Annotated in this window: 24 protein-coding genes; 13 read left to right on the top strand and 11 right to left on the bottom strand. The window is 43.9% G+C overall.

What is annotated here, in order from left to right; genetic code table 11:
* Positions 1-2: 2 nt before the first annotated feature.
* The 5 genes from OH456_RS09710 to dhaR all read left to right on the top strand — a co-directional run bounded on the left by OH456_RS09710 (position 3) and on the right by dhaR (position 6,059).
* Positions 3-743: an urease accessory protein UreF gene (locus OH456_RS09710; protein ID WP_270033360.1), complete on the top strand. Its 741-nt coding sequence runs from the start codon at positions 3-5 to the stop codon at positions 741-743.
* Between the two features lie 29 nt (positions 744-772).
* Entirely contained in the window at positions 773-1,396 is a 624-nt protein-coding gene (ureG, locus tag OH456_RS09705) for an urease accessory protein UreG (protein ID WP_063604960.1), read from the top strand.
* Between the two features lie 99 nt (positions 1,397-1,495).
* Positions 1,496-1,897, top strand: coding sequence for a DUF4345 domain-containing protein (locus OH456_RS09700; RefSeq protein WP_038227197.1), 402 nt, complete (start codon positions 1,496-1,498; stop codon positions 1,895-1,897).
* A 503-nt stretch (positions 1,898-2,400) separates the two neighbouring features.
* Positions 2,401-3,966: a BCCT family transporter gene (locus OH456_RS09695; protein WP_088878828.1), complete on the top strand. Its 1,566-nt coding sequence runs from the start codon at positions 2,401-2,403 to the stop codon at positions 3,964-3,966.
* A gap of 164 nt (positions 3,967-4,130) precedes the next feature.
* Positions 4,131-6,059 carry a dihydroxyacetone kinase operon transcriptional regulator DhaR gene (gene dhaR, locus OH456_RS09690; RefSeq protein ID WP_270033529.1) on the top strand — a complete coding sequence of 643 codons (1,929 nt, stop codon included), beginning with the start codon at positions 4,131-4,133 and terminating at the stop codon, positions 6,057-6,059.
* Positions 6,060-6,087: 28 nt separating this feature from the next.
* Here the strand turns inward: dhaR and dhaL are convergent, their stop codons facing one another.
* The gene (gene dhaL / locus OH456_RS09685; protein WP_270033359.1) at positions 6,088-6,723 is read right to left on the bottom strand and encodes a dihydroxyacetone kinase subunit DhaL; all 636 of its coding nucleotides are present in this window, start codon (positions 6,721-6,723) and stop codon (positions 6,088-6,090) included.
* A gap of 23 nt (positions 6,724-6,746) precedes the next feature.
* Positions 6,747-7,805 carry a dihydroxyacetone kinase subunit DhaK gene (dhaK, locus tag OH456_RS09680; RefSeq protein WP_088878825.1) on the bottom strand — a complete coding sequence of 353 codons (1,059 nt, stop codon included), beginning with the start codon at positions 7,803-7,805 and terminating at the stop codon, positions 6,747-6,749.
* Between the two features lie 347 nt (positions 7,806-8,152).
* On the opposite strand from dhaK, the gene OH456_RS09675 reads away from it, so the two are divergent.
* From OH456_RS09675 to OH456_RS09660, 4 genes are all read left to right on the top strand, one after another.
* Entirely contained in the window at positions 8,153-9,775 is a 1,623-nt protein-coding gene (locus OH456_RS09675) for a dihydroxyacetone kinase subunit DhaK (RefSeq protein ID WP_270033358.1), read from the top strand.
* Between the two features lie 86 nt (positions 9,776-9,861).
* Complete coding sequence (locus tag OH456_RS09670) at positions 9,862-11,160, top strand: MFS transporter (protein WP_270033357.1); 1,299 nt, start codon at positions 9,862-9,864, stop codon at positions 11,158-11,160.
* A 15-nt stretch (positions 11,161-11,175) separates the two neighbouring features.
* A complete protein-coding gene (locus OH456_RS09665) occupies positions 11,176-12,324 on the top strand; it encodes a zinc-binding dehydrogenase (protein WP_198559132.1) in 1,149 nt (382 codons plus the stop codon).
* A 52-nt stretch (positions 12,325-12,376) separates the two neighbouring features.
* Positions 12,377-13,204, top strand: coding sequence for a hypothetical protein (locus tag OH456_RS09660; RefSeq protein WP_088878822.1), 828 nt, complete (start codon positions 12,377-12,379; stop codon positions 13,202-13,204).
* A 95-nt stretch (positions 13,205-13,299) separates the two neighbouring features.
* Here the strand turns inward: OH456_RS09660 and OH456_RS09655 are convergent, their stop codons facing one another.
* The 3 genes from OH456_RS09655 to OH456_RS09645 form a co-directional block, all read right to left on the bottom strand.
* Positions 13,300-13,653: a RidA family protein gene (locus tag OH456_RS09655; RefSeq protein WP_006074666.1), complete on the bottom strand. Its 354-nt coding sequence runs from the start codon at positions 13,651-13,653 to the stop codon at positions 13,300-13,302.
* 43 nt (positions 13,654-13,696) lie between these two features.
* Positions 13,697-14,884 carry a hypothetical protein gene (locus OH456_RS09650; protein ID WP_270033356.1) on the bottom strand — a complete coding sequence of 396 codons (1,188 nt, stop codon included), beginning with the start codon at positions 14,882-14,884 and terminating at the stop codon, positions 13,697-13,699.
* 62 nt (positions 14,885-14,946) lie between these two features.
* Positions 14,947-15,102, bottom strand: coding sequence for a DUF3012 domain-containing protein (locus OH456_RS09645; RefSeq protein ID WP_006074668.1), 156 nt, complete (start codon positions 15,100-15,102; stop codon positions 14,947-14,949).
* Between the two features lie 175 nt (positions 15,103-15,277).
* On the opposite strand from OH456_RS09645, the gene OH456_RS09640 reads away from it, so the two are divergent.
* The 4 genes from OH456_RS09640 to OH456_RS09625 all read left to right on the top strand — a co-directional run bounded on the left by OH456_RS09640 (position 15,278) and on the right by OH456_RS09625 (position 18,521).
* Entirely contained in the window at positions 15,278-15,865 is a 588-nt protein-coding gene (locus OH456_RS09640; protein ID WP_006074669.1) for a TetR/AcrR family transcriptional regulator, read from the top strand.
* Positions 15,866-15,960: 95 nt separating this feature from the next.
* Complete coding sequence (locus OH456_RS09635) at positions 15,961-16,992, top strand: NADP-dependent oxidoreductase (protein WP_270033355.1); 1,032 nt, start codon at positions 15,961-15,963, stop codon at positions 16,990-16,992.
* 116 nt (positions 16,993-17,108) lie between these two features.
* Positions 17,109-17,945, top strand: a complete 837-nt coding sequence (locus OH456_RS09630) for a MaoC/PaaZ C-terminal domain-containing protein (protein WP_270033354.1) — start codon at positions 17,109-17,111, stop codon at positions 17,943-17,945.
* A 108-nt stretch (positions 17,946-18,053) separates the two neighbouring features.
* Complete coding sequence (locus OH456_RS09625; protein ID WP_006074673.1) at positions 18,054-18,521, top strand: hypothetical protein; 468 nt, start codon at positions 18,054-18,056, stop codon at positions 18,519-18,521.
* Positions 18,522-18,576: 55 nt separating this feature from the next.
* Here OH456_RS09625 and artM read toward each other — a convergent pair whose 3' ends face one another.
* The 6 genes from artM to OH456_RS09595 form a co-directional block, all read right to left on the bottom strand.
* Positions 18,577-19,248 (bottom strand): arginine ABC transporter permease ArtM, encoded by a 672-nt coding sequence (gene artM / locus OH456_RS09620; RefSeq protein WP_270033353.1) that lies wholly within the window; start codon positions 19,246-19,248, stop codon positions 18,577-18,579.
* On the bottom strand, positions 19,245-19,937 hold the full coding sequence (gene artQ / locus OH456_RS09615; protein WP_038227185.1) for an arginine ABC transporter permease ArtQ: 693 nt from the start codon (positions 19,935-19,937) through the stop codon (positions 19,245-19,247). Before artQ ends, artM begins: the two co-directional genes overlap by 4 nt.
* A 1-nt stretch (position 19,938) precedes the next feature.
* Positions 19,939-20,670: an arginine ABC transporter substrate-binding protein gene (locus OH456_RS09610; RefSeq protein WP_006074676.1), complete on the bottom strand. Its 732-nt coding sequence runs from the start codon at positions 20,668-20,670 to the stop codon at positions 19,939-19,941.
* Between the two features lie 47 nt (positions 20,671-20,717).
* Positions 20,718-21,446, bottom strand: a complete 729-nt coding sequence (gene artP, locus OH456_RS09605; protein WP_006074677.1) for an arginine ABC transporter ATP-binding protein ArtP — start codon at positions 21,444-21,446, stop codon at positions 20,718-20,720.
* A 217-nt stretch (positions 21,447-21,663) separates the two neighbouring features.
* The gene (locus OH456_RS09600; protein ID WP_270033352.1) at positions 21,664-21,996 is read right to left on the bottom strand and encodes a DUF5329 family protein; all 333 of its coding nucleotides are present in this window, start codon (positions 21,994-21,996) and stop codon (positions 21,664-21,666) included.
* Positions 21,993-23,048 carry an MBL fold metallo-hydrolase gene (locus OH456_RS09595; RefSeq protein ID WP_270033351.1) on the bottom strand — a complete coding sequence of 352 codons (1,056 nt, stop codon included), beginning with the start codon at positions 23,046-23,048 and terminating at the stop codon, positions 21,993-21,995. The genes OH456_RS09600 and OH456_RS09595 overlap by 4 nt, the downstream gene beginning before the upstream one ends.
* Positions 23,049-23,098: the final 50 nt, after the last annotated feature.

Here is a 23,098-nt window from a genome sequence, read left to right as displayed (position 1 = left end):
TTATGACCTCAAACGCAGCAGAAGACGACGCTACGGTGTCAGACAGAGGCACACCAAATGCCGTCAATGTGAGCAGTGATGTCTCTAGTTATCGACTTTTTCAGCTGATAAGCCCATCACTGCCGATTGGCGGGTTTACATACTCGCAAGGATTAGAGTGGGCTGTAGAGGCGTGCTGGGTGACTAATCGCGAGTCAATGGAAACCTGGTTAGCCAACATGCTGTTTAACAGTGTTGCTACGTTAGAACTGCCCATCATTGAACGTTTGTATGCGGCAGTAGAGTCAAAAGATAGCGAACAAATACAGCGGCTTACGGAACGCATCTACAGCAGTCGAGAAACCAAAGAGTTACGGGCAGAAGAGAAGCAGCGTGGCCTTGCTTTGAATACGCTACTCAAGCGTCTGGACGTTGAACTACCAGACATTGAACTCAGTGACTACCCAGCGACACAGCTTCTCGGACTATGCGTCGCTGCAGTGTACTGGAATATCGAGTTAGCCGAATTGAAGAAAGGCTACCTATGGAGCTGGGCCGAAAACTTGGTGATGGCTGGCGTTAAACTGGTGCCACTAGGTCAGACCGATGGACAGTTGGCACTTATCAATTTATCAAACCATTTTGCTGAAACATTAGCAATTGCACAGGCGACCGAAGAGTGGATGATTGGCAGCTTCACTCCTGCGGTTTCCATCGCCAGCAGCCTACACGAAACACAATATACCAGACTGTTTCGTTCTTAGACGAAACAGCGGAGGAGATAGGAAAGACTATGGAAAGTTACAAACAACCATTACGAATTGGCATTGGCGGTCCTGTTGGCTCGGGCAAAACAGCACTACTAGAAGTACTCTGTAAGGCGATTCGCGATAAGTTACATATCGCCGTAGTAACCAATGACATTTATACCCAAGAAGATGCCAAAATCCTGACACGAGCAGAAGCATTGGAACCCGATAGAATTATTGGTGTAGAGACAGGTGGTTGCCCCCATACGGCAATTCGTGAAGATGCGTCGATGAACCTTGCAGCGGTAGAGGAGTTAGCAAAGCGCCACAAAAATCTCGATGTGGTCTTTGTTGAAAGTGGTGGCGACAACTTGAGTGCGACCTTTAGCCCAGAGCTTGCAGACCTTACCATCTACGTTATTGATGTGGCGGAGGGTGAAAAAATTCCCCGTAAAGGTGGCCCCGGTATTACCCGTTCAGATCTATTGGTTATCAATAAGATTGACCTTGCCCCTTATGTTGGAGCTTCACTTGAAGTGATGGAACAAGATACGCAAAGAATGCGTCCTGTGAAGCCTTATGTGTTCACTAACCTTAAAGAGAGCAAGGGGCTAGATACCATCATCGATTTCATTTTGACACAAGGTATGCTTGAGTTTCATAGTTAAGAATCCGCTCTCTTAATAACCAAGAGCAAAACGAAAATCCCGCATTATTGAGAGTTGTGACTTACACTTCTGATAGTTAGCTTCTCTAGCGGGACTTTTATGATACAAGCAAAATTGATGGTCTGGATTACGGCTCTGATTTTTTTCGGTTACGGTGTCTTGTTTACACTCTCTCCCAATACTCTATTCGAACGCGTCACCGATAGCGCTCTATTTTCTTATTCTGCCAGCATTGATGTTCGCGCAACATACGGAGGTATGTCTGTCGCAGTCGGTATCATTCTCATTCTGCTCGTCATAAAAAATGAAACACTGAAAGTGTCGGTGGTCGCATCCACGCTGTTGGCGGGCTTTATGGCACTAGCTCGCACGGTTGGTATCGCAATCGAGTCTCAACCCAACGATACCATGCTACTTTACCTACTTGCAGAAGCCTTTTTCACAGTTTGGGGGCTATTTATTCTTTGGAAGCTGCCAAAGCGGAGGTTTTACTTTAAGTAAGCGTATCTAGAGGGTGTTTCAAAATGGAATTATCAAACAAGAGGTGTGTTTCAATCTGAAACGGATGGGGGCGGAAGTGCGCAATTTAGTGATCGTCTTGGTAGTTTCCAAAAGAGGTAACCCGATTGTTGGGTAAATTGACATAACCATCAAACTTTAGCTGTAAATAGTCGATAGTTTCTTTTTTTATAGAGCTTTCATGAATAGGATAGCTCTCGATTAGAATTATTCGCGGGTAGATGGTTCATAATATGAACGTAATATTGGACGTAGTTTAGGCACAGCTAGACAATATTATAAATCACAACATATAAACCAAGATTCATATTGGTTTCCTGCTTTAAAAATCAACGAATAGTTAATTTAAAGGGTTTCTCGCTCGATATGCCAGGTTATGTCACGCCTTTATTCATGAGGGGTAGAGAGCGTGATTAATTATAGAATTGCAATTGCATTTATTATTAATCGCCTGCAGCGAAGATCCTAAAATAAAGGATTGATTCATGAGCAACATATTAAGGCTTAAGATCTTTTTGCCGCCACTCTTTTTTCTTATCGTTGCGGTACTTGTTAGTCTTGTTGACCTACCGGCTTTTCTAGAAATCACAACCAGAATCAACGCTTGGATTTTAAACACATTTGATTGGCTGTTTTCAGCTGGGGCATTTGTGATGGTCTTGACGTGTATTGTGGTGTTCTTTTCTCCTTTAGGTCGTGTCACTATAGGTGGCGAGGGTGCAAAACCGATACTAAGTAAATGGCGTTGGGGAGCGATTACGATTTGTACCACCACTGCGGCAGGTATGTTGTTTTGGGCTACGGCAGAGCCGTTGTACCACCTCTATGCTCCTCCGAAGTCACTTTCCCTACTTCCAGGTTCAGCGCAAGCCGCGGATTTTGCTCTTTCTACCATGTATATGCATTGGTCATTTACACCATTTGCAATCTATGCAATTCCAGCTCTGGCGTTTGCATTGGCGTTCTATAACCTAAGCAGTCGATTTTCCATTAGTGCGGCACTGCAACCAATATTAGGTAAGCGATATTCGGTCAAAGTAGGTGGCGTTGTTGATTCAATATCCATGTTTGCTCTGGTAGCTGGAATGGCTTCTTCTTTGGGAACAGGAGCTTTAGTGCTTTCTAGTGGTATTGAAAAGGTCACCGGTTGGGAAAATAGCGCATTGCTATTGGGCTTTGTTATTGCAACCATTGTGGTGTGTTTTGTTGCCTCTTCTGTTTCAGGGTTACACAAAGGAATCGCACGCCTATCTTCTGTGAATACTTGCATCTTCGTAGTGATAGCTTTAACCGCGTTTTTCTTTGGACCAACTGACGTCATTTTTCACAATGGCAGCCAAGCGTTAGCCAATTATCTGTCTGAGTTTGTAAGCCGAAGCTTCTCACTAAACCTTCAAGATGGAGATAACTGGGCTAAGAGCTGGACGGTATTTTATTGGGCAAATTGGTTAGCGTGGGCTCCGGTCGTGGCATTATTCCTAGGCAAAATAGCCAGGGGACATTCGGTTCGCACATTTTTGATTGTGAACCTGGTTATTCCCGCAACATTCTCAATGATGTGGATGGCGATATTCTCAGGAATGATTCTAGAGCTCGATATGAGCAGCAATGGCGCTTACTTTGCTCTGCTGAACGAGAATGGACCCGGAGCAGTAATTTACGGCTTGCTTGACCAGTTACCTCTGCCGATGTTGTTTATCTGCCTATTTATCTTTATTTCTTTCCTAGCTTATGTGACGGCTGCGGATTCGAATACAGAGGCAATCTCTTCTTTATGTATCGAATCGAATGATGAAGACAATGAACGAGCTAAGAAAGCGAAGGCTCAACTAAAGGTGCTATGGGGAAGTGTGATTGCTTTAGTTGCTTGGTCAATGACGGCATTTTCCGGCGTAGATGGCATAAAAATGATGTCTAATTTAGGAGGTTTGCCGGCTTTATTTGTTGTGATTGGGATGAATGCGTCTTTGTTAGTGTGGCTGTGGAAGAGCTACAAAGACCATTTTTCGACATCAAGCTCCATGAATCCTCAAAGGTCGACCAGTCCCTGATATCGTAGATTGTTAATGTATGAATCTAGCGACATAGTACCTTTTGCATAAATTCTGAGCATTAGGAAATAGGGTATCTTAACTGTGATTGAGACACCTAAAAACAGAACACTAACCTTATATACTGTCGGCAATACGGTCTTTCTCCTATGACATCTCATTCAATGCAGTCTATTGAAAATTGCAAAAAGCGCTGGGAATTTTTCCAGAAGCATTTATGGGTCTCCCCTGAGTTTGCTACATCACCTATCTTCCTATCATGGGAGAAGTGCGTAAAGCAGATGAGCGCCTATAAATGGTCTCGTCCTCACATTGCTTCGGGCTATACCTTAGCTTCTTTGAAACGACGTACAGAGCGCATTATTAACTGTGCAGCGACGGTAGTTGAAGATACTTATGATCTATTGCGCGAAGAAAAATTGCTATTGCTAGTGACCGATGACAACGGCTGCGTAATGTTCACGATTGGGCATGAAGAGCTTGAAGCGAAGATGGAGGCGCTCGGCATTAAGGTCGGCTGTTTTTTAAGTGAAGATAAAATTGGTACCAATGCGGTTAGTTTTGTTATGGAAACAAACATGCCAAGCGAGGTCTTTGCAAGCGAGCACTTTAAACGAGATTTGCACGAAATAGGCACCGCAGCAGCACCCATCATAGACGCATATGGCAAGCTTTGTGGAACCATAATGTTGGTGAGAAATGCGCAAGACTATAATAAGGAGAATCTGGTCATTGCATCCTCATGTGCTAGAGAGGTGAGTCTTCAACTGCATATTCAGAATGAACAGGAAAGCATGAATCGGCTCCAGTCTGCTCATAGTGCTGCATTGGATTATATTGATGACGGAATCTTATCTTGGGATGGTGATAACTTAATTTCTTACACTAGCCAGCAAGCAGAGAAGCTGCTGAGTATCAATAACAACGACTTACTTGAGCGAGATGTATTTGACGTTATTCGTTTTGCTCCAAACATCATGTCTTCAATCGAGAAAGGCGAAACAGTACTGCGTAAGAAAACCACTTTTGAAGTCGATGGGCGCTTTATTGAAGCGATTGTTACTTTTCGCTGCATGTCGGATGGGACCAATTTACTCTTTATCCACCCCATAGATAAGTTCAAAGATATGATTCAGCAGCAGGTAGGCGATAATGCTAAATATTCATTTAGCAGTTTGCCATTTGTCTCCAAAAAGATGAAACATGTGCTGAGAGTGGCTAAGCGCGCTATCAACTCTGATATGCCGATACTGATATCTGGTGAAGAAGGTGTAGGGAAGATTGATCTTGCCAAAGCCATTCATAACGAAAGTGATTATAGAGAAGGACCATTCATTACGTTTAATTGCCGTTCGACGAACGCACATCAGCAATTAAGAGATGTTCTTGGATTCGATGAAGGAGAAGGACAACTTTCGAAATTCGAATTGGCTCAAAACGGCACTTTGTATGTAGAGAACATCGAATACCTTGGAAGTGAATTGCAAGCAGCATTCCTGAAGCTATTAAAAACGGGACTGACCAGCCGTAGTGATAGCCAACGACTTATCACGGCAAAGTTCCAGCTAATCACCAGTACAACATCAAACGTGGCTGAATATGTGTCTCAAGGCGGTTTCTTGAGACAGCTTTTCTATGATATTTCTGCAAATGAATTGACGATACCTCCTTTAAGAAAACGAAAAGACGATCTAGAGCATATGATCTTAAAGTTGGTCAGCACTTACGAGCAGCGCCATAACATAGCGGTCAATATCGACAAAAATGTCATGCCAGTGCTCCTTGATTTTCCTTGGCCTGGCAACAATTCGCAGTTACGCAATCAGATAGAGCGAATACTGCTGAATCGAAGTTCAAATCTAGTAAAACTGAGCGACATTCCGGATGAGATTAAGGTGCGTTCTATTACTTATGAAGAGGTAGCTGCGCCAATTCTTACTCTCGAAGAAGTAGAAAAGCAGACGATCATTCAAGCTTGGAAAGCATATGAAGGATGCATGCAAGACATCGCCAGAGCGCTAAACATTGGCCGTACCACCTTGTGGCGCAAAGTGAAAAAGTATGAGATCAGCAGTATGATGGAACGAGGTTGAGTGGTTAGCCAACCTCGTTTGCGGTTGGTTAACCTTCTTTTATAGCTTGAACCAGAGCCTGAATCATCATTAGTGATGATGTGGCACCGGGATCTTGGTGGCCGACACTAGCTTGTCCTAGATGGCTAGCAAGTCCCTTCTTAGCCTGCATTTCTATCGTCGATACAGCACTTCTTTCCGCGGTAGACAGCATATCATCCAGCAACTCATCTATCGGTAGCCCGTTAGCCACGTGCATTTGAGCGCGCTCTATCGTTGGTACCCAAACATCGCATAATGTCTTGTCGCCTAGGCGGGCCTTTCCTCTGCTAAGCATCCCATCTACGCCTTTGGTTAGGCCATTGAGGAGCTCTTGAAAGGATAGTTGCTCACGGCTGCCAATGGTTGCAGCAGCACGAACGAACAGCGTGCCATACAATGGGCCACTGGCACCACCTACATTAGACATTAGAGCCATTCCCGTATTCTTCAATATCGTAGCTATGTTCTGTTTCTCAACCGAAGGTAGGTTTTCAGCGACCACTCGAAAGCCTCTATTGAGGTGTTTGCCATGATCAGCATCACCAATATCACGATCTAAGTTGTTGAGAAATAATTGATGTTCGCTATAAGCTTCCGCACATAAAGCAAGCCAATTAACAATGTGCTGTTTTTCGATTTGCATGAGTTGTGTATCCTTACTGCTCGTTACCATCTAAGAGCTGGTGTATCTACGGGGGCATCAAATAGTTCGATCATCTCCTTGTCGGCTTTCAGAAGCGTAATGGAGAGACCTTCCATATCGAGAGCAGTACAGTAGCTTCCGACCATATTTCTTACAATGTTGAAATTTTCCTGCTGGCAACACTTGGCAAGCTGTTGATACGCTACGTATAGTTGCGAAACTGGAGTGCCGCCAAAGCCATTAACGATAACGATATAGTCATGGTCTGGTTCAAATTGTTCAGTGGTGAACTCGGTTTCGTTCCAGTGACTCTCTTCACGATCCCAGACGTTGATGAAGCGCGAATAGGGAGCGTCTTGTACTAAAGTTGTGAACATTTGAGTGACTAGCTCATTCGCATTGGTGTATTCGATGCGTCTCATACCAGGTTCCCCATGAATACCAACTCCAAACTCGACTTCGTTGTCAGCAAGTTCGAAGCATGGATTATCTGCTTCAGGCACGATAGGAGCATTGAGTGCGATCCCCAAAGTTCGACAGTTATTGATCACTCGACGGCCTAGTGTTTCGCACTGTTCCAGCGAATAGCCACGCTCGGCTGCTGCACCAACTATTTTTTCAAGTAAAACGGTGCCAGCACCTCCACGGCGTCCCGTGGTATATAAGCTATTCTGCACTGCAATATCATCATCAATTAAAACTGACCCGACTTTAATGCCATCTGCCTGCAGCAGTTCTACGGCCAGTTTGAAATTAAGTACATCTCCGGTGTAGTTCTTAATCAAAAACAGCACACCTTTGTCAGTACTGACGCGACTTGCACATTCGTAAATTTGATCAGGTGTCGCTCGAGTGAAAATCTCGCCGGGACATGCTCCTGTTACCATACCTTTACCTACAAACCCAACGTGCATGGGTTCATGTCCAGAAGCGCCGCCTGATACTAAAGCAACCTGGTTAGGTGAGAGGTCATGCCAAACATAAAGAGGACTCTCATTAACTTTGATTTCTGGGCGAGAGGCAGTGAGTCCAGCCACTTGATCGAGCACCACTTGTTCGACGTCATTTATTAGTTGTTTCATGTTTTTTATCTAAACGCTCTATTTGTAGGGACTGAGACCATCTTATGTCTAGCTAGGAATAGTGGCAATGATTTTGATTTGTTCCTAAATGAAACGGCTGTTTTTTTACTTGAGTTTCAAGTTGAAACGACAGGGTTGCGGACATCAAAAAAACGTGACGACATTAAAAGTCACCCCAATAAGAAAATAGCAATGAGTGGATAATTGAAACAACAATCAAAATTCAAAACCAATCTCAACGCTATTACTTCTTAATTTCCAATCTGGCTATTTATTATGACTCCAACGCTAAACGGCACTTGGAAATTTACCAATACGTAACGCCGTCAATTAACCAAGGGATTAAAATGTCAGATCTTATTTTGAACACAAAGCAATCATTTGTTTTAGATTCTATTTCTGGTTCGCTTTACGCGGCGAAAAACAATAACTTGACCTTATTAGATTTCAATAACGATATTAAAGTCGTTGCTCGTAGCGATTGGCAAAAAGACAAGGTTGCTCTTATCTGTGGTGGTGGTTCTGGGCATGAGCCTGCGCATGCGGGGTTTGTTGGCAAAGGTATGCTTACGGCTGCGGTTTGTGGTGATTTGTTTGCAGCACCGAGTGTTGACGCTGTGCTTAATGCCATCCTTCATGTAACAGGAGACTCGGGCTGCCTTGTCATTATCAAGAATTATACTGGTGACCGTTTAAATTTCGGGCTTGCTGTAGAGAAAGCAAAAGAGATGGGGTACAAGGTTGACCTGATTGTCGTTGGTGATGATATCTCTATTCCAGAAAACCCTCAGCCACGTGGCATCGCTGGAACCCTATTCGTACAGAAAGTCGCGGGATTCGTTGCGGAGAGTGGGGGTTCGTTAGAGCAGGTGAAGCAAGCGGCGATGGATGCGCATGAGAACACGGCATCGATTGGAGTCGCTCTGACGAGCTGCTCGCTTCCAGGAGAAAGCAAAAACAGAATTGAGCTCGGTAAAGCAGAGTTAGGTCTGGGTATTCACGGCGAGTCGGGTATTGAAACGATTGAGCTACCGACAGCAAATGAGCTTGTTGCTTTGATGGCTAACAAGTTAAATCAAGCGAAACCTACGACGGAAAATGCGCTACTTCTTAATAACTTAGGTGGATTGTCGCCGATAGAAATGAATGTTGTTGCGAAAGCGCTGATGGAGTCTGAAGTCGGTCAGAAAGCCAAGTTTATTGTAAGTGGTGCGCTAATGACTGCGGTTGATATGAAAGGTTTTTCGATTTCAACGATTCAACTTTCAGAAACTATTGAGCCAGCACTTATTGCTGATGTAGAGACAGAGTCCTGGCCAGGTATGGTTGCACATCGTGAGTTGCCAACTTTGGCTTGCGAAAACAGAGTGACTAAGAAGGAATATACCGCTTCCTACGATGAAGAAACTGCGTTGGTGCTGAGAAAAGTCTGCCATTCTATTATCAACATTGAGTCACAGTTGAATCATCTAGACTCGATCGTTGGTGATGGCGATACAGGTTCCACCTTCTCTGCTGGTGCGAGCAAAGTGCTGGCTAAACTGGAGGCCAAGGAGCTACCTCTTCAAGACATCGCTAAATTGATGACAGCGATTGCCGATTGCTTAACGTCTGTGATGGGCGGTTCTTCTGGCGTGTTGCTCTCTATTCTGTTTACTTCAGCTGGTCGTGACTACGACCTTAATGGCTCATTACCAAAAGCTTTGCAAGCGGGTCTTGATCAGATGATGAAATATGGCGGAGCCAAACCAGGCGACCGCACCATGATTGATGCCCTTTACCCCGCTTTAAATCAGTGGGTAGAGCAAGGGTTCGATGCAGCAATTAAAGCAGCAAAAGCGGGCGCAGAAGCGACCGCTAATATGACAAATGCTAACGCTGGCCGTTCTTCATATCTGAATAGCGACAGCTTATCAGGAACCAAAGATCCTGGCGCATTTGCGGTCGAAACAGTATTTAACCAATTCTAATAATAAGTTAACTCCAATCCAATAATAAACGCGTCAATTAGTGCTGACTAATTGACGCTCATAACCGATGAACAAAAGGTAATAATATGAATAAGTCCAATTTGGCGCGATATTTCCAATTCGCGCTCGTAATATTAGCCGCCGGGGCAGTATTTCCCTTGGTTTATTTAAAAGCGCAATATCAAGAAACAATTCTTGAAGTGTTCCAAATGAGTGTTACCGACCTAAACAATATTTACTCCATTCTTGGTTTGGTATTTATCGCAGGTTATTTCCCTAGTGGTGTATTGAGCGATAAGTTCAGTGCTAAATCATTATTGGTCGTAAGTTGCTTAGGTACTGCGGCAGGTGGTTTTTGGTTTGCTCAAACACCTGAATTTGGTGGCGTAGTAGGGTGCTTTATTGTTTGGGGTATCTTCGCGGTACTTACTTTTTGGTCAGCTCATATGAAGCTCACCAAAATGCTGTCAACACCTGAAGAAGAAGGTCGTTTCTTTGGCTTCTTGGATGGAGGGCGCGGTCTAGTCGAGGCAGCTCTGGGTAGTATCGCTCTAGCTCTGTTCACGACGACACTTGGTGAAAGTGTTGCGCTGGCAGATAAAGAGACAGCTCTGAAGTCTGTTATCTACATGTATGTGATTGCGCTAGTCGCTATTGCAGTGCTGGTGGCTTTGTTTGTAAAGCCAGCGGAAGATCGCAATGTAGAAGCTGGGGAAGACGAAAAATTCCGTATGGCTGATGTATCTAAAATCATCCGCAATAAGTTCGTCTGGCTCCAAGGTCTGATTATTTTCTGTGGCTACACGGTTTTCTGGTCAACTTATTACTACGGTGGTCACCTTCAGACAAACCTCGGAATGAGTGCCGTTACGGTAGGTTCAATGATGGTAGGTGTGCTTTGGATGCGTCCAATTGGCGGCTTCTTAGGCGGTTACCTAGCAGATAAAATTGGCAAAGCTACAACGGTTGCGTCTAGCTCAATTCTAGCCTGTATATGTTTATTTTCGCTAGCCATGGTTCCCAACTCTGCGGGCACTACAGTTATCGGCGGCCTAGTGCTTCTAACGGCGGTGTTTGTCTATGTTATTCGCGGCACATACTGGTCTTTACTTGGTCAGGCAAAAATCCCAACAGCACTTACTGGTACCGCAATCGGTGTTATCAGCCTAATTGGCTATCTACCAGACATTTTTATTCCTCAAATGAACAGTGTCCTATGGAGCATGTTCGGCAACGAAGGCGGCTATCGCGCTTACTTTGTGGTCACTGTGATCTTTGGCGTTATTGGCGCTGTCATCGCAATTGCGTTCAATAACATGACTAAGAAAGCAGAAGTCCAATCCAAAACTACACAAGCTCGCAGCGTTGAGCTGCCATCATCATGATTAGAGAGAAAACACATGAAAGTTAATTTACATATCAATAAAGACAAGAATCGTTTTGAAGTTAAAGAAGGCGACAAAACAATGAAGGCAGTGGTCACTATGGGCAATGGTGGCTACGAGATGCTGGAATACAAAGATGTTCCTATGCCGGTTATCAGTGAAGGCGAAGTGCTTATTAAAGTACTTGCAGCTGGCGTGAATAATACCGAAATCAACACGCGACTGGGTTGGTATTCACAGAAGGTGACACAAGGCACGAACAACCTATCTGACGATGAGCATGAGATTGGTGATGCGGCTGAAGAGAAAGACGGTGGCTGGAACGCAGAAACGCCATTCCCATTTATTCAAGGCACGGACTGCGCAGGTCTGGTCGTAGAAGCCAAGGATGAAGCTGACCAACACTTGGTCGGGAAACGTGTACTTATTCGCGCATGTATTCGTCACGAAGGCTTCGATTCTAAAGAAAATATCTGGATGGCTTCTGATTTTGATGGCGCGTTTGCTCAGTACGTGAAAATAACGGCAACGGAAGTCTTCCCTGTGGAATGCGACTGGAGTGATGCTGAGTTAGGCACAATTCCGTGTGCGTATGGCACGTCTGAAAACATGGTGCAACGTTCTGGTGTGAAAGCAGGTGACCGCGTTTATGTGGCGGGCGCATCAGGTGGTGTTGGTTCTGCTGTAGTGCAACTTGCGAAACGTCGTGGTGCGTATGTCATTGGTGCTGCAGAAGGCGAAGATAAAATTGAACGTGTACGTTCATATGGTGCGGATGAAGTGATTGATTTTGGCCGACATGCACTTGAGGTTCTTGGTGAAATGTCGGTAGACATCATCATAGATAACGTTGCAGGCGAAAACTTCGCAAACAATCTAAAAATGCTGAAACGTGGTGGCCGCTATGCATCTTCAGGTGCGATTGCTGGACCTTTAGTAGAACTTGATTTTCGCACCATGTATCTACGAGATCTAACGCTTATCGGTTGTACTGGTTGGGATGAACCAGTGTTCCCAAGTTTGATTGAAGCGATTGAAAAAGGCGAGATCAAACCTGCGCTCTCTAAAACATTCCCGCTTTCTCACATCGTTGAAGCTCAAGAGGAACTTCAGAGTCGCAAACATGTAGGTAAGCTTGTCCTTATCCCTGACCACGAAGATTAATTTATTCTGGCCGGGGCTCTCAATGCTTCGGCCTTTTTGAGAGGAAATTAAGATGTCTATTTTTGAGAAAGTTCACGAGCTCAAACACCCAACTTTGACTAAGGAGAACTGGGGGGAAGAGCAGCCGCTTGTGCGATTCAATTTTCTTGGTAAAGAGCTGGATATTAGTCAGCCTTCATCAACATTCTGGGTATATTTACTTGGTGTGATCGTTACGCTAGTTGGTGTTCAATTCCTTGTTATGCAAGATGGTCAAATGTCCCGTATTTGGTGGGGGATTTCGATGATCCTTTGGGGTGTTGGCGCGATCATCGCTGGTACCAGTTATCAGGCATTCGGTTATGAGCTTAAGGCCAAACACAGAGAAGAGTGTTCATGGACGACATGGTGGGAAGTGATCTATCTTATCTTCCAACAAGTTAGTATGAATGCAATGACAGTTGCGATTGCCTACTCCTCAATACCTCCCGAGTCAATTTGGTTCGATATCTTCATTTGGTATGCCGCATTAATGACAGTTGGCTACACCATTATTACGTTCTGGGGAGCGTTTACGGCAACTAAGTCGGTCATCACGTTTGAGTTTATGATGTTCGCATCTTTGCCAAGCTTCATCGCTTTCATTTTCATCAATACTGTTAGCTACATCAAAACGGGCGCGACTTACGATTTGTTATGCATGATTTCATGGGCACTCATTTATGCCTCTTACTACTTCTATGATAAGTACTGGAAAATGGGTATCGGTGAGGTTCTTTGGAAACAGAAGAAAATCTGGTTCTCTGAGAATGATGTGCTTCATGTCATCCTTGTCGTCTGGTCGTTGGTTATGATTGCTGTTCCGTTTTATACATTGGATTACGTTAACTTGATTCAATAATCAGCTTGGCATACGACTAAACTAAAAACGCCTGATGAACGTCATCAGGCGTTTTTGCCAACTATGTTTATTTGAGCATTCAATTTCGAGCCAAGTTACTGACGCTCAGCTGCAACAAACGCAATCTCAACCAGCAAGTTAGGGTCTGCGAGCTCAACTTTCACACATGCTCGACTTGGGGCAGTGCCTTCAGCAAACCATTCATCCCATACTTCGTTAAATGCATCAAAATTGGCAAAGTCAGTAAGAAAGATGGTAGCGGATAGAATGCGTGATTTATCGCTGTTCATCTGCGTCAACATCTGTTCTGCTTGTTCGAAAATCTGTTGTGTCTGACCTTTAACGTCGGCAGAGGTGTCCGCTTCTGCGACTTCCACAAAGTGACCGATTCCATTAAATACAGTGATATCAGACCAACGTTTACTTGGGTTTATTCTATTGATTGTCATGGTTTTTTCTCATATCAAAAAGACGTTGTATTGTACTTTAAAGTTACAAGTAGGCTAAGCTAATTTCCTGCCACTTATCATTTCCAATAATACCGATGACATGGTTTACAAAGGCATCGGGAAGGTTGAATTCGTTGCCTGTTTGTAACAATGGGACGAGTGTATCGAGAGAGCTTTGATTCGCTTGTAGTTGCTCGTCGAGCGTTTGCCAGAACGCGGGACCTTTAACATAAAACAACGGGTAATATTGCATGTCGTTCTCGATGGATACTTTTTTACCCGCTTCTATCAACCCTACATTTCCAAGGTGCTGAAACTCTTTCGATGCCTTTTCCCAATTTTCGACGGGCGAAGGTTTGTTGCTCAAGTCGGTAAATTGTAGGGATTTGATAGCGTAATATTCAGCTAATCCCTCTTCTGCCCATGCGGGTAATGAGCGAGACCCCATGAAATGTACGGACTCATGGGCTGTCACTTTTGCAAGGTGAAACATACTGTCCTTGGCAAAAGCTCCCTTGTCAGTGAGCACATTGCTTAAGAGGATATTGTATCCAGCCGCACCTGAAACATTGCGTTGGCTTTTGTCTTTAGAGAAATAGATGAGCTGCCACTGATGCGGTTGTTTGTCGTTAAAGACGGTGCTTAGATAATCTAACTGTTGCGTTAAGTTTTGAAACCATGAACTGTTAGATTTGAGTAGTGGCAAGGCATTACTTTTCACTACGACGGTAGAAGAACCGATATTCATACGCTCATAAGGCATACCCCAAACCACAAAAAGAGGCGGCTGATCTGAGTTGGGCATTGTGCTGCAGACGTTGTTTGGGTCGCAAACTTCAATGTCTTGCCCTTGAATGGTGGGCAGTGAGTTCCATTCGCTCAAAAAGTGCCAGCCTTCATTTGGCTCATAGGTATTAACTTGTTGTGCAGGTTCGAATTCGTCAGATGTTTTTGCTTCAAATCTGACAATCCAGGATATTTGGCGACAGGAAATAGGAGAGTCAAAACTGACGGTTGTACTTTGTTCATTGTTGGAGAGGCAACGGATGTCAGAGAGATCTGACGAGCTGGTGGTTCGTGGCTTGGAAAGTTGGAATGTTCCAATGTCAGAGGTATCCGCCTGAATTGTGATTTGCTTTGGGTCGGCGTCGTGAGTAGTTATTTGATACTTAACTGCGGCATGAGTAGAGAAGGAGAGCCACGCTAAGGTGACAATAAGTGAACGTATCATTTTGAAGTCCCATTGTTTTTTTAATGGGACTATCTAAGGCTACTTTGGTTCAGTTAGCTTGACTAAAAGATACAATGTTTAGCGTAATCGCTTGCTTCGTTCGCTGTCCAGTCGCCTTTGGGTTTCTCTTTCATGTCTTTACACCACGCTTCGCTGCCGACTTCAGTACAAGCCATCAGTGGTAAAGTGAGCAAAAACATCAATACAATTTTCTTCATCATTCCCTCGTTTTTCTGAAGATGTCAGATTGAAAGGGATTGTAACTCAAAAAACAAATGTAAGTCATGCTTGGGTCACTGTGGTTGCAGTAACAATACGTTTGTACCGAACTGTGGAAGATGAAGATATTACAAATTACTAGACGACTGGTCTAATTGTTTGTATGGTAGCGGCATGAATGCAAAAACAAACGAAACAAGACAGCATATCCTTGATGTGGGGTATCAGTTAATACTATCGAAAGGCTTTACTGCGGTGGGTTTGTCGGAGTTATTGAGAGCAGCAGATGTACCGAAAGGGTCGTTTTATCATTACTTTAAGTCTAAAGAGCACTTCGGAGAAGTTTTGATTGCCTGTTATTTTGAAGGCTATATGGAACGTATTGAAGCTCTGTTCTGTAGTGAAAACGGCACCGGTTATGAACGTTTAATGAGCTATTTCAATCGCTGGCTTGATGTTGAATCGGGACGCTGCAATGCACATAAATGCTTAGTAGTTAAGTTAGGTGCTGAAGTCTCTGATTTGTCTGAAACCATGCGTTCGGAGCTACTGACTGGAGCGGAGCGAATCGTTGCAGCAATTGCAAAGTGTATTGAGTTAGGTATCGAGGATGGCTCTATTACTGTTCAAGATAGCTTAAGCACTGCCAGTACCGTCTACCAACAATGGTTAGGTGCAAGTCTGCTGAGTAAGCTCAGCCAAGACACGGCACAGTTAAGGGTAGCTCTATCAATGACCGAGCAGCTGTTAAAGCATAAATAATTAATTTATAACCTGTTTATACAACAGGTTTTTTTATCAAACAAAACTAGACGACTGGTCTAATATTAAAAGCAAAGGAACAAAAGGGAATCAAGATGTCACAAGAAAATAACCGAAGAATTGTCTTAGCTTCACGCCCTGTGGGTGCACCGGTAAATGAGAACTTCCGTTTGGAGTCGGCGGTAGTTCCTGAGCCAAAAGATGGGGAAATGCTATTGAGAGCGATTTATCTGTCTCTTGACCCTTACATGCGAGGTCGAATGAGTGCTGCAGAGTCCTATGCGGATCCGGTTGCCTTGGATGAGGTCATGGTCGGCGCAACGGTTTGTCAGGTTGAGCAATCAAACAATGAAAACTTTGAGCAAGGCGATTGGGTTCTGGCTTATACAGGATGGCAAGATTACGCCATCTCTAATGGTGAAGGGCTAGTGAAACTGGGTAAGAACCCAAGTCATCCTTCATTTGCACTTGGTATAATGGGTATGCCTGGTTTTACCGCTTACATGGGCCTTTTGGATATTGGTCAACCTAAAGCGGGTGATACTGTGGTTGTGGCTGCCGCAACTGGGCCAGTTGGTGCAACGGTAGGTCAAATCGCGAAACTTAAAGGTTGCAAAGTCGTCGGTATTGCGGGCGGTGCCGAGAAGTGTCAGCACGCAAAAGAGGTACTAGGTTTTGATGAGTGTTTAGACCATAAATCAGATGACCTGGCGCAGCAACTTGCTGAAGCTTGTGGTAATGGCATCGATGTCTACTTCGAAAACGTTGGTGGTAAAGTATTCGATGCGGTGTTGCCATTGTTAAATACGGGTGCGCGCATCCCTGTATGTGGTTTGATTTCTCAATACAATGCAACGTCACTACCTGAAGGACCTGATCGTATGTCAATGTTGGTAGCAACTTTGCTTATTAAGCGGATCAAGATGCAAGGCTTCATCATTTTTGATGACTACGCAAACCGTTATGATGAGTTTGCAACTCAGATGGGACAATGGCTTGCAGAAGGTAAAATCAAGTACAAAGAACACCTAGTTGATGGTTTTGAAAATACACCAGAAGCTTTCATGGGCCTATTGGAAGGTAAGAACTTCGGTAAGCTGGTTATCAAGATGAATGAGCCGAAATAATCGACCTGAATTCAGATAAATAATCTAGCGCCTCTCATTTGAGAGGCGCTATTTCATTGGAGCAAGACAAGGTAAACTAGGCCTAATCAGTAACAGCCACGTTTACGGTATTTTCAATGCACATTGATGCTTCTCGCTCCAGTCGATATTCCACTTTACTATTCAAAGCCTTACTGAAAAGGATCGATGTCGATGCTATTACTTGTATTGGGCCGCTATCGCTAACCAATTCAAATTTCCATTTTGATACAGAAAAGCTTCAGCGTTATAAGGACTATTTCGGCTTTAGCAAAGGCTCCGTACCATTACCGTTTCTATTTGTTGCCACTCAAAATGAGCAATTGCAACTGTTCACTCATCCAAATACCTCTATTCGCCCTCTAGGGTTAGTTCATACCTCTATAGAGTTTGAGCAGTTTGATGAGCTTGACGGCGAACAAAGTTACGAGTTTCAATTGGAGTTACAGGCAGAGCAAAAAACTGACCGTGGATTGAGTTTTGAAGTACATGGAGTTTTTTACCGCTCAGGGCAGATGATTGCGAGGTATCGGTCTGGTTACTTGATGCCGACTAAACGAAAAAACGTGAGATCCAAAAATACTCATCCTGTGCTGTCGACTCCGTTGCCTGAGCTATCCACGTTTACTGTTAGTGTCAGCCAAGCACGCGGGTACGCAAAATTATCGGGAGACTATAATCCAATCCACCTGGCTCGATGGTCAGCTAAATTGTTTGGATTTAACAGGCCTATTATTCATGGGATGTATATGGTGGCAAAACTTTTGAACTTTGGATCTGACTCAACTGCTCTTCATCATGTGGGCTTTGTATTCAAGAAGCCTATCTTAATGCCGACAGACGTAAAAGTGGTTCAAGATAAAGCACAAATCCTATGTATTAACAGCGAAGGAAAATGCTTTATTGAGATGGTGCCTAACAAAACATGTAAATAGTCTGTGTCAGTACTGAGAATGGCGACATTAACATACAATAACGGACAATAAATCGAGCAGACTTTTTGTAGCATAGCACCCCTCCACATAGTATTCGGAAAAACTGGTATGGTAAGCCGCATCGCTTTACTCATTGTTCTTATCGCAACTAGCTCTACTGTGTTTGCGACAGAAGACTCTGTCAAAGAAGAGAATCATCAAGTTGATGAATGGAAAGGCAATGTTGACGTCACGTTTGCAGGGTGGACTGAGCACTTAACCTCAACGGGCAGAAACCAGGATAACTATATCGTTGGTGTTCGTTACAAGAGATGGGAAGCATTTACGCTACTAAACAGTTTTGATACGCGTTCGTACATCTTGTCTTACCACCCTCAGTTCGACTGGACCCCTTGGGCAAAAGTTGGCTTAAGAATAGGGGGAATTACCGGATATACAAAAGAGCAGAACAGCGTACAGCTTGGTGGTATCACGCCAGTGTTTGCTCCGACTCTAACATTACATTATAAACATCTGGGGTTTGAGACAGCCCTGTTTACTGATGTGTTGGTATTCTCAATGAAAGTAATGATTTAAAGTGGAGCGCTTGCTCCACTTTTTTAGCTGCTAATCTTTTTCAGCGCCAGTGGATTTAGCGTGCTGCTTCAAAAGCCAGAGCTTTTTTCTCAACTTGTCTGAATATCAAAGTAAGAATGCCATTGACCCCAAGATAGAAAAGCCCTGCCACGCTGAAGATGACGAGTGTGTCGTAAGTTTGAGCATTGATACGCTGTGCGTAGCCCATAATATCCATAATGGTGATGGTACTGGCCAGCGATGTGCCCTTAAATACTAAGATCACTTCATTAGAGTAAGCTGGTATCGCTCTGCGAATCGCAAACGGAAGCAAGACACGCAGCGTTGCTTTCATATCCATCCCTAGCGCACGACATGCCTGCCATTGACCTGATGGAATAGCATTGAACGCACCTTTAAATAGCTGAGTACTATACGCCGCTGTATTAAGTGCAAGGGCAAGCATGGCACAGAACCAAGGTTGGCTTAGCCATGTCCACAAAAAACTTTCTCTAATGACTTCAAACTGCCCCGGCCCGTAGTAGACCAGAAAGATCTGAACCAATAATGGTGTACCAGTAAAAAGAGTGATGATTCCACGCGTTAGCCAGTGAACTACTGGTGTTCGAAGGATCAAGCTAAGCGTCATCAGCAACGCAAGCAGGCAGCCTACGATCAGTGCTACTACAGTGAGCTGTAGGCTTGTTTGCAAGCCATCGACCATTTGCCAAACATGTTGTTGATTCATGCTGTGACTCCTTTGCTACCGACGGCCATTTCTTTTGAGGAGAACTTTTTATCTAGTACTTTTACTGCTTTTTGAGTAATCAATGTGATGACAAGATAAATCGCCGCTGCGGTCGCATACCAAGTAAACGCTTCATGTGTCGCCGCAGAGGTTAATTGTGCTTGTTTCATTAAGTCTGTAACGCCAATTAGTGAGACTAAAGCAGTATCTTTTAATAGTACGAGCCATTGGTTGGTAAGTCCGGGTAGGGCATGCTTAACCGCTTGTGGCAGTACTATTCTAAAGAAAACACGTGCACGACTTAGGCCTAATGCACTGCCAGCTTCACGCTGACCACTGGGTACCGCTTTTAGTGCTCCACGAATGGTTTGTGCTGCATAAGAGGCAAAAATTAACGAGAGTGCGATGACACCAGCTAAGAACGGGCTAACCTCAATGAAATCTCCCGTAATCAGAAACAAGACTTGTGTAGAACCAAAGAAGATAAACAGAACGACTAGAAGTTCTGGCAAGCCACGAATAATGGTGACGATTGCCGTGGTTGGCCAAGAGATGATTTTGTGGCGAGACATCTCGCCACCAGCAAAAATGATCGCCAGTACTAAGCCAACCAAAAGGCTGACGAAAGCAAGTTGGATGGTTACCCAACTTGCTTGTACGAGTGACGCCGAGTAACCCGTTAAACCCATATTAATTACCGAAGTACTTATCGAAAATAGCTTGGTATTCGCCGTTTTCTTTTACTGTTTTAAGTGCTGTATTTAGCTGGTCAACCAATGCTTGGTTGTCTTTGTTTACGGCGATGCCGAAGCCGTTACCAAAATATTTTTGGTTAGTAATTTGGTCACCAACGTAAGCCAGTTTATCGTCTTTCTTAAACCACTCTGCGACAACTGCCGTGTCACCGAATACAGAGTCAATACGACCATTTTGCATATCGATAAACGCATCTTGGTAACTGCCATAAGGTACGGCTGTTACGCCTGGCATTTGCTCTAATAGGTAGCTTTGGTGCGTTGAACCGTTTTGAACACCTACACGCTTACCTTCTAGTGCTGCTTGTGACGCAACCTTACCTGTCATCGCTACGAAAGCCGCTGAGTTGTCGTAATAAGCATTGGTAAAGCTAACCTGCTGCTGACGGGCCTCAGTAATATCGATACCAGAAATCGCTGCGTCGTAGCGTTTGAACTTAAGTGCAGGAATTAAGCTATCAAATGCTTGGTTATGGAAACTACATTTGGCTTCAATCTGTTTACATAGCGCGTTAGCAAGGTCGACATCAAAACCTTGGATCTGGTTATTTTCATCGACATATTCGAATGGTGCGTAAGTCGCTTCCATTGCAAATTTAATTTCTTGTTGTGCCATTGCGCCGTAAGAAGCTAGACCAATCAGTGAAGCAAGTAACATCTTTTTCATAATAATTCTCCTTGTCAGATTGCGATGAAGGCAATCTCCATTGTTATTTAGTGTGTTAAGTAGTCAGCAAAAGCTTGAGTAGTTGGGTTTTTAAATGCGTCTTTTGTGCCATGTTCGATGACTCGGCCTTTTTCGAGATAAAGAACATGACTGGCAATTTTCTTCGCAAAATCAACTTCATGTGTAACAACCACTTGAGTGATGCCTGTTTCACTCAATTCGTTGATAATATTGACGATCTGAGTTGTGATTTCAGGATCAAGCGCTGCTGTTGGTTCGTCAAAGAGCAAGACTTCAGGTTTCATCATCAATGCTCTTGCAATAGCAACGCGCTGTTGCTGACCACCTGATAGTTGTAGTGGCCACGCATCGGCTTTATCAGCGAGTTGAAGTGTAGAAAGCATTTTTAAGGCTTCTTGTGTGGCTTGCTCTTTCGAGACGCCTGCTACCTTAGTGGGCGCTTCAATTAAGTTCTCCATTACCGTCATATGAGGCCAAAGGTTATACTGTTGGAAAACCATCCCGACTTGTTTACGAAGTGCTAAACCTTGTTTTTCAGATACTTGTTGATCGAAGTCGTAGTCATTATTCGCAATACTGAGCGCCCCGCCATCTGCCATTTCCAGCAAATTTAACAAGCGAAGTAGAGAGCTTTTACCAGCACCACTCGGACCTAAGAGAACCAAGGTTTCACCCTTGCCGCAATGAAAGCTGACATCGTGCAAAACTTGAGTCGTGCCGTAGAACTTATTGAGGTTGTTTGCTTGAATACCCATGCTGATTTACTGCATTAAAAATCATTGTGTGAACTATACTATCAGAAGTGTTATTTATGCAATAAAAATGTATAAAAATTTTAATTGTTAAAATTATGTATCGATTTATGGTTGAAAAGTAGACATCTCTATTGTGTGGGTCAGGGTGGATCTTAGGGCTAGTGGGTATAAGAAAAGCGCTTGGCTTTCAACCAAACGCCTAGTAATCAAAAGAATATTACTTCAGTTTCAATTGCTGAGTTAACCAGTCAGCACTTGTAGTTTGTTTACCTTGGCAGATAACGTAGTAGGGTGTTCCGGTGAACCAACTTTTCGACGCTACTTCTTCAACAAACACCTGAATGGAGGCTACATCATCCTTAGCGTAGTTCCATTTTCGGGTTAAGTGTTCTGCTGCTTCTTTACCATTATGGCTATCACCGTTACGTATGAAGTCGCAATCAGATTGTCGCATTTGATTGATCAGATATCGTACATCTTCCTCAGTATTGGCGAAGGCGTTGGAGCCTATCAGTAGTCCACCTATCAGAAGTAAATGAATTAGCTTCATTGATTCCACCATTGCTTAACTGGCGTTGGATTGTGAATTTCTAAACGCTGTCCAATCTCTGGCGAGACCATAGTTACGCCACGCTCCTGACTTATCTCAAGAGCTCTGTTCATCGGTTCATGCCAATCGTGCATGGACAAATCAAAAGTGCTGTTGTGAATAGGCATCATGACCTTACCTTTGACGTCGATATGGGCTTGCACGCTTTCTTCAGGGAACATGTGGATTTGTGACCACAACTTGTTGTAGGCGCCAGTTTCAATCATAGTAAAATCAAAAGGCCCATATTTCTCGCCAATTTCAGCAAATCCTCCAAAGTAACCAGAGTCTCCAGAAAAGAACACGTTGGCTTGTTGACTGTTAATGACCCAGCTACCCCAAAGGGTAGAATCACGGTCCGTTAAGCCACGACCAGAGAAATGCTGAGTCGGTGTCAGGGTATATGTGATACCGTTGACCTCATGCGATTCCCACCATGCAAGTTCGGTAATCTTGTTTTTAGGTACTCCCCATTTGACAAGATAATCACCTACTTTTAGTGGCACAACAAAGTGATTAACTTTATCTACCAGTGCTTTGACTGAGGCTTTGTCTAAGTGGTCGTAATGGTCGTGACTGATGATAACCACATCTATCTGCGGTAAATCTTCTAGGGATATTGGCGTCTTATGAAAGCGTTTAGGCCCAGCCCATTGCACCGGAGATGCTCTATCGCTGAAAACTGGATCTGCCATGACCAACTGGCCATCTAGCTTCATAATAACGCTAGAATGTCCAAGCCGATAAACCACATCTTGTTGCTCACTCAACAATTGTTCTGATGTCATCACATGTACAGGTAAGTCGAAGGTCGGAGTTGGGGCATCGCGCTCAGTGGTGAAATAAGACTTCATGATCTTAACGATGTCGCTAAAGCTCGATTGGTATTCCAACTCAGTATTGACGTATTTATCTGGATAACGCTCGGGGTCTTTCTCTGTGTTGCTGCAAGCGGTTAAGGCAGTGGTACTCATTGCTAGAACTCCTATTGAGGCGATTAGTGACTTTCTCATGATGTTTCCTATCGCGATTAAAAGACTGGCTGTAATGAGATCGATAGCTG

The organism is Vibrio sp. La 4.2.2, assembly GCF_027586995.1.
Classification (GTDB): Bacteria; Pseudomonadota; Gammaproteobacteria; order Enterobacterales; family Vibrionaceae; genus Vibrio; species Vibrio mediterranei.
The sequence above is the reverse complement of the archived record's forward strand: the minus strand, read 5'-3'. Positions and strand labels throughout refer to the sequence as shown.

Coding starts and splice junctions, on each gene's coding strand:
- OH456_RS09600 (WP_270033352.1), bottom strand. CDS start 21,996: ATGAAGCTAATTCATTTACTTCTGATAGGTGGACTACTGATAGGCTCC.
- OH456_RS09710 (WP_270033360.1), top strand. CDS start 3: ATGACCTCAAACGCAGCAGAAGACGACGCTACGGTGTCAGACAGAGGC.
- artQ (WP_038227185.1), bottom strand. CDS start 19,937: ATGGGTTTAACGGGTTACTCGGCGTCACTCGTACAAGCAAGTTGGGTA.
- OH456_RS09630 (WP_270033354.1), top strand. CDS start 17,109: ATGCACATTGATGCTTCTCGCTCCAGTCGATATTCCACTTTACTATTC.
- OH456_RS09640 (WP_006074669.1), top strand. CDS start 15,278: ATGAATGCAAAAACAAACGAAACAAGACAGCATATCCTTGATGTGGGG.
- artP (WP_006074677.1), bottom strand. CDS start 21,446: ATGGGTATTCAAGCAAACAACCTCAATAAGTTCTACGGCACGACTCAA.
- OH456_RS09645 (WP_006074668.1), bottom strand. CDS start 15,102: ATGAAGAAAATTGTATTGATGTTTTTGCTCACTTTACCACTGATGGCT.
- ureG (WP_063604960.1), top strand. CDS start 773: ATGGAAAGTTACAAACAACCATTACGAATTGGCATTGGCGGTCCTGTT.
- OH456_RS09610 (WP_006074676.1), bottom strand. CDS start 20,670: ATGAAAAAGATGTTACTTGCTTCACTGATTGGTCTAGCTTCTTACGGC.
- artM (WP_270033353.1), bottom strand. CDS start 19,248: ATGAATCAACAACATGTTTGGCAAATGGTCGATGGCTTGCAAACAAGC.
- dhaR (WP_270033529.1), top strand. CDS start 4,131: ATGCAGTCTATTGAAAATTGCAAAAAGCGCTGGGAATTTTTCCAGAAG.
- OH456_RS09700 (WP_038227197.1), top strand. CDS start 1,496: ATGATACAAGCAAAATTGATGGTCTGGATTACGGCTCTGATTTTTTTC.
- dhaK (WP_088878825.1), bottom strand. CDS start 7,805: ATGAAACAACTAATAAATGACGTCGAACAAGTGGTGCTCGATCAAGTG.
- OH456_RS09650 (WP_270033356.1), bottom strand. CDS start 14,884: ATGATACGTTCACTTATTGTCACCTTAGCGTGGCTCTCCTTCTCTACT.
- OH456_RS09635 (WP_270033355.1), top strand. CDS start 15,961: ATGTCACAAGAAAATAACCGAAGAATTGTCTTAGCTTCACGCCCTGTG.
- OH456_RS09695 (WP_088878828.1), top strand. CDS start 2,401: ATGAGCAACATATTAAGGCTTAAGATCTTTTTGCCGCCACTCTTTTTT.
- dhaL (WP_270033359.1), bottom strand. CDS start 6,723: ATGCAAATCGAAAAACAGCACATTGTTAATTGGCTTGCTTTATGTGCG.
- OH456_RS09660 (WP_088878822.1), top strand. CDS start 12,377: ATGTCTATTTTTGAGAAAGTTCACGAGCTCAAACACCCAACTTTGACT.
- OH456_RS09655 (WP_006074666.1), bottom strand. CDS start 13,653: ATGACAATCAATAGAATAAACCCAAGTAAACGTTGGTCTGATATCACT.
- OH456_RS09675 (WP_270033358.1), top strand. CDS start 8,153: ATGTCAGATCTTATTTTGAACACAAAGCAATCATTTGTTTTAGATTCT.
- OH456_RS09665 (WP_198559132.1), top strand. CDS start 11,176: ATGAAAGTTAATTTACATATCAATAAAGACAAGAATCGTTTTGAAGTT.
- OH456_RS09625 (WP_006074673.1), top strand. CDS start 18,054: ATGGTAAGCCGCATCGCTTTACTCATTGTTCTTATCGCAACTAGCTCT.
- OH456_RS09670 (WP_270033357.1), top strand. CDS start 9,862: ATGAATAAGTCCAATTTGGCGCGATATTTCCAATTCGCGCTCGTAATA.
- OH456_RS09595 (WP_270033351.1), bottom strand. CDS start 23,048: ATGAGAAAGTCACTAATCGCCTCAATAGGAGTTCTAGCAATGAGTACC.